The sequence below is a fragment of the Plebeiibacterium sediminum genome (genome assembly GCF_026013605.1).
Classification (GTDB): Bacteria; Bacteroidota; Bacteroidia; order Bacteroidales; family Marinilabiliaceae; genus Saccharicrinis; species Saccharicrinis sediminus.
The window spans coordinates 30751-46683 of record NZ_JAPDPJ010000040.1; the positions used below are offsets into that span (position 1 = coordinate 30751).

Here is a 15933-nt window from a genome sequence, read left to right on the forward strand (position 1 = left end):
ATAAATGTAAATACAAATTTATGAAAAAAAATGGTATTGCAAGGGAAGGTACGACTTCTTTTGTAGGACGTAAAATTCTACGGATTATGAAAATCAGTATGTTTTTATTAACAGTTTGTTTATTGCAAGTTTCTGCCAGGGGAAGTTATGGACAAAATGCTAGGATTACTGTTAAGATGGGAGAAATAACAGTAGGAGATGCGTTAACTGTAATTCAGGAAGAAACTGAATTTAAAGTAGCATTTAGTTCTGAGTATGTGAATCTTGAACGTAAAGTAAATGTTGATTACGAAAACGAACCATTGGCTAATGTACTTGAAGATATATTTCAAGGTACGAATATTGGTTATATGGTGGTCAACAAACAGATCGTTCTTTACGAAGTAAATACACAACAACATGAAAATATTAAGATTTCAGGTAGTGTTACAGATGGAATGAGGGAAGGTATTCCTGGCGTATCTATTGTAATTAAAGGAACTGATATTGGAACAATTACTAATTATGATGGAAATTATACTCTCTCAAATGTTCCAATAAATTCTACATTGGTTTTCTCGTTTATAGGGATGAGAACACAGGAGTTTCTTGTTAGTGGTCCTGAAAATATTAATGTGACTATGGAACCAGTAGCAATGGATATGGATGAAGTTGTTGTTGTTGGTTATACTAAACAAAGAAAGGAAACAATAACGGGAGCAATCTCATCAATTACAACTACAGATTTAAAACAAAGTCCCACGGCAAATTTAACAAATGCATTAGCAGGAAGAATGCCAGGTTTAATTGTAAATCAATATAGTGGAGGTGAACCTGGTGTTGATCAAAGTGAAATATTTGTGCGAGGATTAGGAACGTATGGAAGTAAATCACCAATTGTAATAGTAGATGGAGTTGAACGGGATATGAATTTTTTGGCTCCTGAAGAGATTGAAACATTTACAATTCTTAAGGATGCTTCAGCAACTGCTCCATATGGTGTAAGAGGCGCAAATGGTGTAATTATAATCACAACAAAAAGGGGGAAAGAACAAGAAGCAACGGTTAATTTTAAAGCCTCGTATGGCGTTAATGAACCGGTGCAATTCCCTACTTATTTAGGATCTGCGGAATATGCAGAATTATATAATGAAGCTATTCAGAATGATAATCCCGGTATTAATCCTGAAAATTTAAATTTATTTACTCAAGATGCCATTGATAAATTTAGAAGAGCAAAAGGAGATAATTCTGATGGTTTGGGGTATAATTGGGATTATTTTGATTATGCTTTTAAACCTGGTGCACAAAGTGATTACAGTTTATCTATTAAAGGAGGAAATGAGAGAGCAAGATATTATGTAATGGCAAATTATTTTCAACAAGATGGTAACTATAAACATACGGATCTAGCACAGTATAATACACAAGCTGTTTTTAAACGTTATAACTTCAGATCAAATATTGATATAGATATTACGGATAATTTTTATGCAAAGTTAGATATTGGAGCAAGGATAACAGATAGAAATGCACCAGGAACTACTGCAGGAAGAATCGTTGAGTTTGCGAATACTCAACCACCTTATTTGCCGATTACATTAGAAGTAAATGAAGATATTGAAACTAATAAAATTTATGCGGCAAATAATCCATCAGGAATGTTATATGGAGATCAAATTTATCGTTTTAATATTTTAGGTGAACTGAGTAGAACTGGATTTTTAAATGAAAAAAATACTTATTTGAACGGTTCTTTTGCACTTGGACATAAATTGGATTTTATTACAAAAGGATTACAAGCAGAGGCTATTTTTTCATATGATGCTTCAGATGGACGATGGATTAATAGAAAAGTAGATACTTATAGCGAAGGATATAGAGAATACCCGGGGTATGCAACTTTTGTTCCTGTGGAAGGAAGTGATGTTTATCGTACACCAGGACATTATGTTGGCGAATATAAAACAGGTAATAAATACGATATTGATCAGACTATAGGAAATGGATTTAGTCGTAATTCAACAGTTGGTCGCAGTTATTTACAGTTAAAACTTGAGTATGATCAGAAATTTGGAGCACATAGTGTAACTGGAATGGTTTTAGCCAATCGCTCAAAAAAAGATATTGATAATCAAGTGTCATTTTGTTATCAAGGAATAACAGGACGAGCAACGTATGATTTTGCATCTCGCTACTTATTTGAGGTTAATATGGGTTATAACGGATCAGAGAACTTTGCTCCAGGAAAACGCTACGGTTTTTTTCCTGCAGTTTCGGGAGGATGGATTATTTCAAATGAATCATTTATGGCCTCAACAAGTAAGTGGTTAGATAATTTAAAAATACGAGGATCATATGGACTAGTCGGTAGTGATAATATTCCTAATAATTCTCGTTTTATATACCTTCAGTATTATGGAGGTGGTGGAGACTATAGCTTTGGAATAGATAACTTTGGATCCGGAGCTGGAGGAGGTATTTCTGAGGGTAATTTAGCCAATCCAAACCTTACCTGGGAGAAAGCTAAAAAAACTGATATTGGGTTTGATTTGGTTATGTTTGATCAGCGACTTTCTTTGTCTGTAGATTATTTCTTTGAGCATCGATATGATATTATAACAGATTTATCTGGAGGTGATAAATTTGGATTACCTGATATTGTTGGAAAGGATGCACCTTATGTTAATTCGGGTATAGTAGATAATAAGGGAGTTGATTTAGAGATAAGTTGGAGAGGTAAAATCGGAGATAACTTTCAATATTATTTCAAACCGAATTTTACTTATGCCAAAAACAAAATCAAGTTCATGAATGAAATTGATCGTAAATACTCATGGAGAGCTCAAACAGGAAAACGGATCGGTGAACATTTTAATTATGTAGTAGATCATTTTGTTAGAGATGAGGCAGAAGCTGAAATGCTTAATGAAATGAATAATGGAGCAGGTTTTCAATCGTGGGGACAATTGACTCCCGGAGATGTTGTATACAAGGATTTAAATGGAGATGGTAAAATTGATGATTTAGGTGATCGCACGGCTATGGGAAATCCCAGATCTCCGGAAATTATGTTTGGTTTACCAATAGGTTTTAAATTTAAAGGTTGGGATTTTAGTATGTTATTACAAGGGGCTGCACGTACATCAGTCCAATTGTCAGGGGCTGCAGTTTGGGATTTTCCACTTTTTTCACAAGATAAATATGGTAAAGTTAAGCCAATGCACCTAAAGCGTTGGACACCAGAGACTGCTGAAACTGCTAAATATCCTGCTTTACACTTTGGAGATCATAGTAATAATAAAAATTCAAATAGTAGTTTGTTTATGTATGATGCTTCTTATATGAGAATGAAAACTATAGAATTAGGTTACAATGTTTCTCGTGAAAAGTTAAAGACTATTGGCCTTAAAGCTGTGCGTATATATGTACAAGGATTAAACTTGTTTACATTTGATAAATTAGGTGAAGTAGATATGGATCCAGAAACACAAGAAGGTTCTGGAGATTGGTATCCAATTCAAAAAGTGATAAACTTTGGTATAGATGCAACTTTTTAAACAACAATTAAGCAAGTCAATTATGAAATTTAAATATTTATTCCGAATAATTTTATTTGTTTCAGTTTCTTTTGCTGGATGTAATGATGATTTTCTAGATAGGAAACCTGATGATCAATTGGATGAAGAACAGGTGTTTACAAGGTATACGAAAACAAATCAGTTAGTAACAGATTTGTATTCCAATATTAAGTCTGCAAATAAAACATTGGTATTTTTTAATCACTTTAGCACTGCTCCAGTAACAGATGAGTGTGAAGGTTCAACGGCAGAAGGAAGTTTAACAAATAAATTTAACGATGGAGATTGGAGTTCTATGGGAATGCCAGACAGAAGTAGTTGTGGACAATACTGGTGGGATCTTTACAATAAGATAAGGAAAGCTAATGTTATACTTGAAGGTATAGAAAAATATAAAACGCCAGATAATCCATTGCAAGAAGGTGATTTATCAAAGCGAATAGGAGAAACCTTTTTTATGCGTGCATATTTACATTATTTAGCAGCAAGAATGTATGGAGAAGTGGTTTATTTAAACCATACTGTTGATCCACAGGGAAGTATGGAATTTGAAAAAGAGTCATTTCATTCAGTTGTTGAAAAGATATGTCAAGATTGTGATTCCGCATATAATAGAGTACCAGAGACATGGGGAGGATCAGATTTTGGGCGTATTGATAAAGGTGCTTGCTTAGGACTAAAAGCAATTGTACGATGGATGGCAGCAACCCCAATGTGGAATGGAGGCAATTTTCCAGATGATACACGAGCTTATGTAAGTGAGTATGGGTATGATGAGTCTAGATGGGAGAAAGCTAAAGTTGCAGCTAAAAATGTAATAGACTTTCAAGTTGACGGAGGAAAACGTTATTCACTTTATGTTAATCATGATAATACTGAATTTGATGATGATGCGGGGGATAATAATAATAACTCGAAAGTATATACACGCCTTTGGGATATGTATTATGACATGGACGCATATCAGGAAGAAGCTGTTTTTTTTATAACAAAAGATAAGAATAGTGCATGGCAAGGTGATATTTACCCTCCAAGTTGGGGTGGAAGTTCAAGACAAATGCCAGTACAAGAACAAGTAGATGAATATGAGTATATTGCTAGTGACGGATATGGTTATCCAATTTATTCTGATCGTGCAGTTTCAGATGGTTATAATGATGAGAATCCATACGAAGGAATTGCCAGAGATCCCAGATTATACAGAGATATAATATATCATGGTTCTACATTTAAAGGAGGTAAGATAAATACAGCCTCTGGAGCAGACAAAATTAATGCAACAAATTCTACCACAACAGGATATTTCTTACGCAAATTTTTGAAGGAATCGTGGAATAGAGATAAATCATTTGATATAAGTGCTCCTCCTGTCTGGAGATTACCTGAATTTATATATATATATAGTGAAGCAGTTAATGAGACTTCCGGACCAAATCAGGAAATATATGATATGATTAATGAAGTGCGTGCAAGATCATTTATGGCACCTATGCCAACAAGTGTTATCACAGATAAAGATTTAATGAATGAGTATATTCAGAGAGAAAGAAGAGTTGAATTATTTTATGAAAATAATAGGATATGGACATGTCGTCTTTACTTAGAACCTAATAGCACGACTGTAACAGCTAGTGAGGATGAATGGGAGGCTTCTGGTAGTACAAATGATGAAAGATCACAAAACTATTGGCCTTATCCTAAAGGACAAAGAATGATAAATGGAATGAGGCCAGTTGAAGATCCTAACGGAGAGATTATTGTAGACGGGAAACATTATAAAATGGAAAGATTCTTTGTAGAATCAAGAGTTTTTGTAACTCCAAGGCATTATTTATTCCCGATTATGTTTGAAGAATTAGAAAAGACTCCTGGATTAATTCAAAATCCAGGTTGGTAATATTAATTGAAAGTATATCATATTAAAATGATATATGATCAATATAAATTTTATTGTTGGAGGAAGTTCATGCTTCCTTCATTTTTTAACAATGATTAATTTAAACGGCTATGAATTTAAAATATATAAAGAATCTACATTTATTCTCCTTTTTAATTCTAATATCTATTGTTTTTGCATGTAATAAAGAAGAAATAGATGTAGATATTGAGTTAGATACAACAGAAGTTAGTATCAACCCGGGAGAAAGCTTAACTATTAATGTAATATCAGGAAATGGTGAGTATTCAGCATATCCATTAGATGAAGATATTGTTACAGCAACGGTCAATGAAAGTGAAGTAACAATCACAGCTAGTGATAATTTGGAGGGAGGAGAAACAAACGTTTATGTATTTGATTCTAAAGGAAAAAAAGCAAAAGTTGTAGTAACCGTTGCCCAGGTATTCAATATTACAGTCGATAGCAGTATGCCTTCAATTGTTGTAGGACAGGAAAAGGTAATATCAATACTTACTGGAAATGGAAATTATACAGTAGACTTTGTTGATGCATCTTCTTCGTCAATAATAGAATTAAATAAAGATGATTTACAAGGAAATAATACATTTACAATAACAGGAAAAAATGTTGGAGAAGCTAGTTTAATAATTCGTGATGGAAAAGATCAGACTTTAGACTTAATAGTTAAAGTTGAGGAAGGTGTTATTTCAGTAGATCAATCAAGTTTAACATTAAATGGATCAAAATCTATTGGTACCATTTCTATTTTATCAGGAAGTGGTAATTATACATTTTCTTTCTCAGAGGATGATATAGTAAGTGTATCTTTAGAGAATGATGTTATAACTGTTGTACCTCTAGCATCTGGATCAACTGAGTTAACAATCACAGGAATTCAAGGTGATAATGTTGTTATTCCAATTTCTGTTGATTTAGATCTTGCTATTAATCTTTATGATAATTATTGTTTAGTGGTTGATATGGCAAATTCACCACAAGCAGAGAGTTTGAAGAATCTAAGCCAAGTTACATACGAAATAGTATTCTATGCTGATTATACAAGAGGATTGATGACGCTTATGGGATTGGAAGGGAATCTTTTATTACGAGGAGAATTTACTGATGTTAATCCTCGATTTGAAATTTCAGGAAGTGATCTTAAAATATTTAGTCAACAAACTATTTTATCAGATAGGGCTGGAGGAAATGGCCCTGGTAAATGGTATCATGTAGCTGTTGTATTTGATGGAACAGCCACTAGTATTGAGGAAAAATATAAGATGTACATTAATGGAGTACAAGAAACATTAACGTTTGAAAATACTAGTGGAGAACATACGACCGTAGATTTGACTGTTCAAAATGAGGATCCTGCTTTTATGATAGGTAGAGCTTGTAATCAGGATTGGAGAGGATTTTATGGTAAATTAGGTGAAGCTAGGATCTGGAAGGTAGCTCGTACAGAGTCTGAAATTCAGGCAAGTATGTGTTCATTAACTTCGGAATATAATGTTGAAGATCTTGTTTCAAACTGGGTGTTTAACTATGGTACTTCAACCTCCTCTTTTACAGATTTATCTGGCCATGGGTTAGATGCTGTAGTATATGGAAATGTTGGAGGTTTTGAACCAAAAGAGTTTCCTGAAGATAGATATGTGCAAAAAGTATGTCCAGAATAATTCAGAAATAAATTCATGGCTTCTACAGATCTTTTTTAGAAAGTCTAAGAGGAAAAGTAGAAGCCCTTTTTGATAACCTATTGAAATATAACGAATATGACAAAGGAAGTGAACTTATTATTCCTGTTTATAAATATTATTATACTTTTTTCTTCTTGTGGTAAGAATGACAGCATAACTCCAAATGTTAATTCTAGCATTGATCCTGTAGAAAATTTAACTATAAAAGAAGCTAATACACCTAAACAGTTATACGTTGTTTGGGATAATCCAGATAATGAAAATTTGTCAACCGTAAAGATTAGCTGTAGGACAAAGAGTATCACAGGAGTGAAGATTGAACCTATTACATTAACTGTTGAAAAGGGCACTCAGAGTTCATTAACGATTGAAGTCCCTATGTATTCAACATATATTATAAGTGTCAAGACTTATAGTGAGACGGGAATGAGTTCTGAAAGTATTGAGGTAGAAGGGAAACCATATTTAGGAGATAATGAAGAACCAGATACAGGTATATTTTTAGCAAGGGCAGATACAGTGATGGATGCAATGATTAAATTAATGTTAACTAGTCCAAGATCTGGAGTTTGGAATAGCGGATATCCAAATTCAACTGGACCATATTGGGATGGAGATGCAGTAGTATGGGGGCAAGGTGGAGCTTTTTCTGGTTTTGTTGCCATTAGAGAAGCGTCACAAGCGATAAAATCGTTAGGTAATAAGTATATAGAGATGGATGACTTAATGTTTAACGGGATTAATAAGTTTATAACAACTGATAATAATATATCAGCTTATGCGGTTTATCCTTCCAATGGAAATCAACGCTTTTATGATGATAATGTTTGGATTGGAATTGATATGGCTAATCTATATCTACAAACTGGAGATACCCGTTATCTAGATAAAGCTAAAATGGTATGGCAATTTATTTTAAGTGGTACTGATGAAAAAATTGGAGGAGGTGTATATTGGATTGAAGAAGAAAACCCTAGTTCTAAGCATACATGCTCAACAGCTCCGTCTGCTGTTCTTGCAGCAAAACTGTATTTAGCTACTAAAGAACAGGAATATTTAGATAAATCTGTAGAACTTTATACTTGGGTGAAAGAAAAACTTCAGGATTCAGGAGATTATTTATATTATGATAATATAAATATTAACGGTATTACTATTGATAAGAATAAGTTTACGTATAATTCAGGGCAACCAATGCAAGCAGCATCTCTTTTATATAAGATTACAAATGAAAAACAATATTTAACAGATGCTCAAAATATAGCAAGATCCATATTCAATAAATGGTTTACTGAGTATGTGTCATCATCTCTTGAGCAAAGAATAAATTATATTGAAGGACATACTTGGTTCAATGCAGTAACTCTGAGAGGATTTATTGATCTATACAAGATAGACGGAGATAGGAAGTATATAACTGCTTTCGAACAAACATTTTCAAATCTTTGGTTGTCAAAATATGGAGTAGATGAGTCTACTAAACTACCAAATTATAGCCATATTTTAGGAGATGAAAGACAATCAAGCTGGGAAGTTTTGCATGTTGGTGCGGTTGTTGAAATTCTTGCAAATTTAGCTTTATTGGAAGAGGAAGGCTTATAAAACTTTAATATTATCTAATACAGTAGTAGTTATGTGATTTTTATAAATTCTAAATAGTGATTTGATGGATTCTTTAATGTATTGAAATCAAATCAATCCTATTTCTTTTCAGTGTTTAAACCATGTGCTCAGAGTAGATAACCTACTTTGAAATGGGATTGTTATGTGTAAAATAATTTATTCAATTTTAAAATAATGACTTTTAAAAAAAAATATCGAGAAATAATTATCTTTCTTATCGTTCTAACAATAAAATATTCAGTAATTGTTGGTCAAGAACCAGTTGAATATGTTAGTACTTTAGTAGGTACTCTATCAAAATTTGAGCTATCAACAGGAAATACATATCCAGCTATAGCTATGCCTTGGGGTATGAATTTTTGGACACCTCAGACCGGAAGAATGGGAGATGGTTGGACTTACACTTATACTGCTGACAAATTAAGAGGATTTAAGCAAACTCATCAACCCAGTCCTTGGATTAATGATTATGGACAATTCTCGTTAATGCCTGTTGTTGGTAAACCTATTTTTAATGAAGACGAAAGAGCAAGTTGGTATTCTCATAAAACAGAAGTTGCTAAGCCATATTATTATAAAGTACATCTAGCTGATTGTGATGTAACAACTGAAATTGTTCCTACAGAAAGAGCAGCTATGTTTAGGTTTACTTTTCCAGATAGTAAAAATTCGTATGTTACAATTGATGCTTTTGATCAAGGATCATTTATTAAAATTATACCTGAAGAAAATAAAATAATTGGTTATACCACCAAAAATAGTGGAGGTGTACCTACTAATTTTAAGAACTATTTTGTCATTGTGTTTGATAAACCAATTGAATATTATGCGACAGTTAAAGATGGTTCAATATCGACAAAGGAGACAAGTTTTCAAGGAAATCATGCAGGAGGAATAATTGGATTTTCAACAAAAAGAGGAGAGGTTGTTCATGCAAGAGTTGCTTCATCTTTTATAAGTGATGAACAAGCATTAATTAATTTGGGAGAGTTGGGGACAAAAACATTCGAGGAAGTGTTGGAAAAAGGAAAAGAAAGATGGAATGAAGTTTTAGGACGAATTAAAATAGAGGATGATAATATTGATAACATAAGAACTTTTTATTCCTGTCTTTACCGTTCAGTGCTTTTTCCTCGTAATCTATCAGAAAAAACTGCTCAAGGAGAAATAGTTCATTACAGTCCTTATAATGGTAAAGTTTTACCGGGATACATATACGCAGATACTGGATTTTGGGATACTTTCCGTAGTTTATTTCCATTATTAAACTTAGTATATCCGTCAGAAAGTGAAAAAATTCAAAAGGGATTAGTGAATGCATATAAAGAGAGTGGTTTTCTTCCAGAATGGTCTAGCCCTGGTCACAGAGACTGCATGGTTGGAAACAATTCTGCATCAGTTGTGGCTGATGCATATATTAAAGGCATTCGAGGATATGATATAGAAACATTATGGCAAGCTGTAATACATGGTGCCAACAATGTACATCCTGAGGTTTCATCATCAGGACGTACAGGCTATAAAGAGTACAATGAATACGGATATATACCTAATGATATAGGAATTAGTCAAAGTGTTGCACGTACTCTAGAATATGCTTACGATGATTGGACAATTTATCAGTTAGGAAAAGTTCTAAAAAAGCCTGAAAGTGAGATTGCAGTTTATGCTAATCGGGCTATGAATTATAAGAACTTATACAATACAAATAGAAAGCTAATGAGTGGCCGAGCGAAGGATGGATCTTTTTCAAGTAATTTTAAACCAGAAGATTGGGGGTATGATTTTACAGAGGGGAATAGTTGGCATTATACATGGTCTGTTTTTCAAGATCCTCAAGGTTTAATTGATTTAATGGGGGGTAATGATGATTTTATTACAATGTTGGATTCTGTATTTGTTGTTTCTAGTTCAAAAGGAATAAATAGTAGATCTGTTATACATGAAATGAGGGAAATGCAAGTTATGGGAATGGGCCAATATGCTCATGGTAATCAACCAATTCAACATATGGCTTATCTATATAATTATGCTAATCAACCTTGGAAAGGTCAGTATTGGGTTCGAGAAATAATGAATAAGCTTTATACTGCTGCACCAGATGGTTATTGTGGAGATGAAGACAATGGACAAACTTCTGCTTGGTATGTGTTTTCAGCTATGGGATTTTACACAGTATGTCCTGCAAGTGATCAATATGTTATTGGATCTCCATTATTTCGTACTGTGAAAATAGAGTTAGAAAATGGAAATCAAATACAATTGATCTCAAAGAATAATGGGAACAATAATAGATATATCGACAAAATAAAATTAAATGACAAGAATTACGGCAAGAATTATTTTTCTCATGAAGATTTTATAAACGGAGCGATAATAGAATATGAAATGAGTTCAAATCCAAATTATCAAAGGGGAATAAAGAAAAAATCATTTCCATATTCATTTTCAAAAAGTAAATAAATTTTTAAGTGATTTATCGTGCTCATGTGTATGTAACGTTATATGTACGTGAGTATGTATCGAAATTGCATAATCTAAATAATAAGAATTAGAAAAAACAAGAATATAAGACAACACTAAATTCATTTAAACTAAAATCAGATAGTATGAAAATAAAAGACAATCTACAAAGAAGAACTACTTTATTCCTTGTTTTTATATGCATAGGAATAGGTAGCTTATTCTCACAGGAAAATTATATTTCCCTTACGATTAGTGGACAGAATGCAGACTGTATTGTTGAAGATAAGAGCAATTTAACAGAAGTTGTTTCAATTGATAGGGATGGTTGGGCATTTTATTCCTCTACAGTTCAAGAGCAAGGTTGTATTTCTGATGAATCAGGGATAATTAGAACTGCAGCAGGTGTAAAATACAATTTATCTTCATATAATGATGTTAATACTTTTTTGTTAAAACCAGATTTTGCAACTTCCTTATCTATAGGCTTATCTGAAACTGTTCAAACAAGTGAAATTTGGTTATTAGGGACAGCAGCAAATGGTAGTAATAAAATTTTAGTTACCGTAGAATATACTGATGGAAGTACTGATGAAAGTATTTTAGAATTCTTGGATTGGTATCAAAATTCTCAGTATGGAGTTTCATATTTTGGAATGGGAAGAATAGATACTGAAAATAGCAATTTGGATGAAAGATATAATTTTTCATTATTTGATCGTATTGTACCAACTGATGAATCTAAGAGTATAGTAAGCATTAATATAGAACATATTGAAGGCAGTGGTTATGTTGCCATTTTTGGGGCTTCAGCTTATGATATCTCCACTACCCGTGAACAGGAATATAGCCTTTATCTTCTTTCTAATTCACACCTTGACACACAGTGGAATTGGGAGTTAGAGAATACAATTGGAGATTACATTCCCAATACAATGAATGATAATTTCAATCTTTTTGAAAACTATCAAAATTTTCATTTCAATTTTGAATCTGCAATTCATTATATGTGGATGAAGGAGTATTATCCTGAAAAATGGGAAGTATTAAAGAATTATGTTGATGAGGGGCGTTGGAACATCAGTGGAGGAGCAATAAATGCCAATGATGTTATGGTACCATCGGCAGAATCCATTATGAGAAATTTTTTATATGGACAAGAATTTTATAAAGAGGAATTTGGTCGAAAGGGAGGAACTGATGTCATGTTGCCTGATTGTTTTGGATTTCCATATTCACTACCCACCCTTGCAAAACATTGTGGTTATGTAGGATTTCATAGTGCAAAACTTGCTTGGGGATCAGCATATGATTACAACAGTTTATTTAATTTTGGGCGTTGGAAAGGTGTTGATGGATCAGAAATTATGGCATTGCTAAAACCTGGGCCTTATGATGCTCATGAAGAATTTAGGAAGGACTTATCATATGATGGTGAAATTTTAGCCAAATGTATAAGCAACCAGCAAGAGTTTGGAGTAGCATCAACCTGCCGATATATAGGTCCAAGAGGAGATAGAGGAGGTGGTTTAGATGAAGAAACAGCAATATGGTTAGAAAAAAACATGACAAGTTCAGGCCCTGTTAAAGTAATAATGGAGTCTCCTGATAACTATTTTGCAAGCTTTTCTGGTGAGCAAGTTGCAAACTTACCTGTATGGGATAATGAATTGCCTATGAGAATTCATGGTGTTGGCTGCTATACTTCACAAACAATTTTGAAATATTGGAATCGCAAAAACGAACTCTTAGCTGGAGCAACAGAAAAATCAAGCGTTGTTTCAGATTGGATGGGAATGTTAAACTACCCATCTGAAGAAATAAAAGAATCGTGGATTCGAATTTTATGGCATCAATTTCATGATGATTTAACAGGTACATCTATTCCAAAATCTTATAGATATGGTTATAATGATGCAGTACTAAATCAATTAGAATTATCAGAAAACCTTAGAAATTCCGTAGGGGCTGTTAGCCGAAACTTAAATACGAATGTTAGTGGCATACCTGTAGTGGTATATAATCCATTGTCTATAGCACAAACAGAGTTGGTTGAGGCATCTATAAAGATAGACGGGCAGCCTAATTCATTAATTGTTACTGATGGCGAAGGACATACTGTAATGTCTCAGATATTAGGATATGATTCTAGTACAAATGAATTAAAGTTTTTATTTGTTGCGAGTGTACAGTCCTTAGGTTATTCAATATACAACATAGAAGCATCAGAAGAAGCTCCTATTAATGATGAAAGCTTGATCGTAACTGAAAATAGTTTGGAAAATGATGTTTTTAAATTGACTTTAGATGCAAACGGAGATGTTTCGTCAATATATGACAAGGTACAAGCAAAAGAGCTTTTATCAGCACCTATTAGGTTATCTCTACAAAGTGATGTTTCTACTACCTGGCCTGCCTGGGAAATAACATCAGAAACAGTTTTTTCTGATCCTTATTCATATGTAGATGAGGGAGTAAACGTTTCAATTGAGGAGGACGGGCCATTGCGTATTGCATTAAAGGTTGTTAGGACAAAAGAGGAATCAGAATATGTACAATACATAAGGTTATCTTCTCAAACATCAACTGACCGTGTTGATTTTGTAAATGAAGTAAATTGGAAAACAACGGGAACGTTATTAAAAGCCGAATTTCCGTTAGTAGCTCAAAATGATATTGCCAAATTTGATTTGTCAATAGGTGCAATTGATCGTTCAAATAGTACTGGTGATTTATATGAAGTTGCAGGTCATCAATGGGCTGATATTACCAACAGTGATGGTGCGTATGGAGTTTCCATTTTAAATGATTGTAAATATGGTTGGGATAAACCTTCAGATAACACATTACGTTTATCATTAATACATACTCCGAAGGTAGAGAATTCGTATACTTACCAAGCACATCAGGATTTTGGTTTAAATAAGTTTCTTTTTTCTTTTTATCGTCATATAGGTGAATGGTCAGAGAGTACTGTATGGGAGGGGGAGAAGGTAAATCAACCTTTAATGGCGTTTCAAGCTCCGAAATATGACGGAACATTAGGACGTTCGTTTGGATTTGCATCAGTAAATACTCCAAAGGTTGCTATTAAAGCTTTGAAACAAGCAGAAGAGTCAGATGATGTTATTATTCGCGTTTATGAGTTATCTGGAGAAGAACAGAATAATGTAGTAATTAATTTCCCATCAGAAATATTATCAGCAACAGAGGTAAATGGCCTTGAAGAGTATAGTGGAAGTGCCACTATTTCAGGGAAATCTTTAGTTTTTAATATTGGAGGATTCGCACCAAAAACTTTTTCTGTAAAGTTAGCAGATCCTGATTTCAAGGAGGATATGAATCCTGTGTCAAATCCCGTGTCATTAACATATAATATAGATGTAATGAGTTCTGATTCAAATCGTAATGATGGTGAGTTTTGTGAGACAGGTTTATCTTATCCAACAGAACTGTTAGGAGACTACGTTGAATCCGAAGGAATACAATTTGAAATGGGGCCTCGTGAGGATGATTTATTAAATGCTGTACGTTGTGAAGGGCAAACTATTTCATTGGATTATAACGAGGGTACAAATAGTAAACTTTATTTACTTGCAGCTTCAACTCAAAGGGATGGTGCTTTAGGAGAATTTGTTATTGATGATGAAACACATACTATAAATATAGGTAATTTTGCAGGTTCGGTAGGGCAATGGCCAAATCAATATTCTTATGGATATTACAGAGTTGAGGATGTTGGATTTACAGCGACTCACAGGCACAATAATAATACTTTAGAAAACGAATTATACAAGTTTTTGTATATGTTTAAGTATGCCATTCCTGTTACTGCAGATGTACAAGAGTTACGTTTGCCTAATAATCCTGACATTATTGTTTTTGCGGCAACACTTTCAAATAATGAAAATGATAATGTTATTCCAGTGACCGATATTACAAGCTTACCTGACTTTATCGAAGTAGAACCTCTTTTTAATACGGTTAAATGTGGCTCTGTATTAACTCCTACTTCAGTTTCAGTATCTGATCAAACTAATGATAGAGAAAGTGGTTTTATGGCTATCGATAATGATCCTTATACGAAATGGTGTGATAATAGTTCAGCTGACAAGTGGATAGAATTAAACTTTGGTAAGGATGTTGAGATTTGTGGATGGCAAGTGTTACATGGGGCGATTGAAAATGAGGGTTTTATAACCTCTGATTTTAGTTTGCAAAGGTTTGTGAATGATAACTGGGTGGATATTGATATAGTTAATAATAATACATCTAATGTAACATATTATGATGTAGAACCATTTGTTACGAGTAAAGTTAGATTGCATATTGTTAATGCTCAACAAGGTAGTAATGAGGCAGCTAGGATTTATGGATTTAATGTTTATGGAAGTCAATTAGCAACAGGGATTTTTAAACATAAATTGAATTCAAAAACATTTAAAATATACCCAAATCCGACTAATGGGCAAGAGCATCTCAGAGTGAATACCGAAGAGATAGGGATTATAAATATTTATTCTTTATCAGGACAGTTAATATACACAAATACTGTTGGAATAGGTATAACTGATATAAAAGCAAGTGGCCTATTAAGTGGCAGTTATGTTGTTTGTTTATTGTCGAAAAGTGGGGTGAGTACTCAAAAGCTGGTTGTTTTTTAATATAAAAGACTTAAAAATGATAA

At 33.3% G+C, this 15933-nt stretch carries 6 protein-coding genes; all 6 read left to right on the top strand.

Annotated features, from left to right (window positions below; genetic code table 11):
• Positions 1 to 20 precede the first annotated feature (20 nt).
• On the top strand, positions 21 to 3539 hold the full coding sequence (locus OM075_RS15840; protein ID WP_301191513.1) for a TonB-dependent receptor: 3519 nt from the start codon (positions 21 to 23) through the stop codon (positions 3537 to 3539).
• 22 nt (positions 3540 to 3561) lie between these two features.
• Entirely contained in the window at positions 3562 to 5457 is a 1896-nt protein-coding gene (locus tag OM075_RS15845) for a RagB/SusD family nutrient uptake outer membrane protein (protein ID WP_301191514.1), read from the top strand.
• Between the two features lie 110 nt (positions 5458 to 5567).
• A complete protein-coding gene (locus OM075_RS15850; protein WP_301191515.1) occupies positions 5568 to 7139 on the top strand; it encodes a LamG domain-containing protein in 1572 nt (523 codons plus the stop codon).
• A 96-nt stretch (positions 7140 to 7235) separates the two neighbouring features.
• Positions 7236 to 8762, top strand: a complete 1527-nt coding sequence (locus tag OM075_RS15855; RefSeq protein WP_301191516.1) for a glycoside hydrolase family 76 protein — start codon at positions 7236 to 7238, stop codon at positions 8760 to 8762.
• A 195-nt stretch (positions 8763 to 8957) separates the two neighbouring features.
• Positions 8958 to 11246: a GH92 family glycosyl hydrolase gene (locus OM075_RS15860; protein ID WP_301191517.1), complete on the top strand. Its 2289-nt coding sequence runs from the start codon at positions 8958 to 8960 to the stop codon at positions 11244 to 11246.
• A gap of 146 nt (positions 11247 to 11392) precedes the next feature.
• Positions 11393 to 15910 carry a beta-sandwich domain-containing protein gene (locus OM075_RS15865; protein ID WP_301191518.1) on the top strand — a complete coding sequence of 1506 codons (4518 nt, stop codon included), beginning with the start codon at positions 11393 to 11395 and terminating at the stop codon, positions 15908 to 15910.
• Positions 15911 to 15933: the final 23 nt, after the last annotated feature.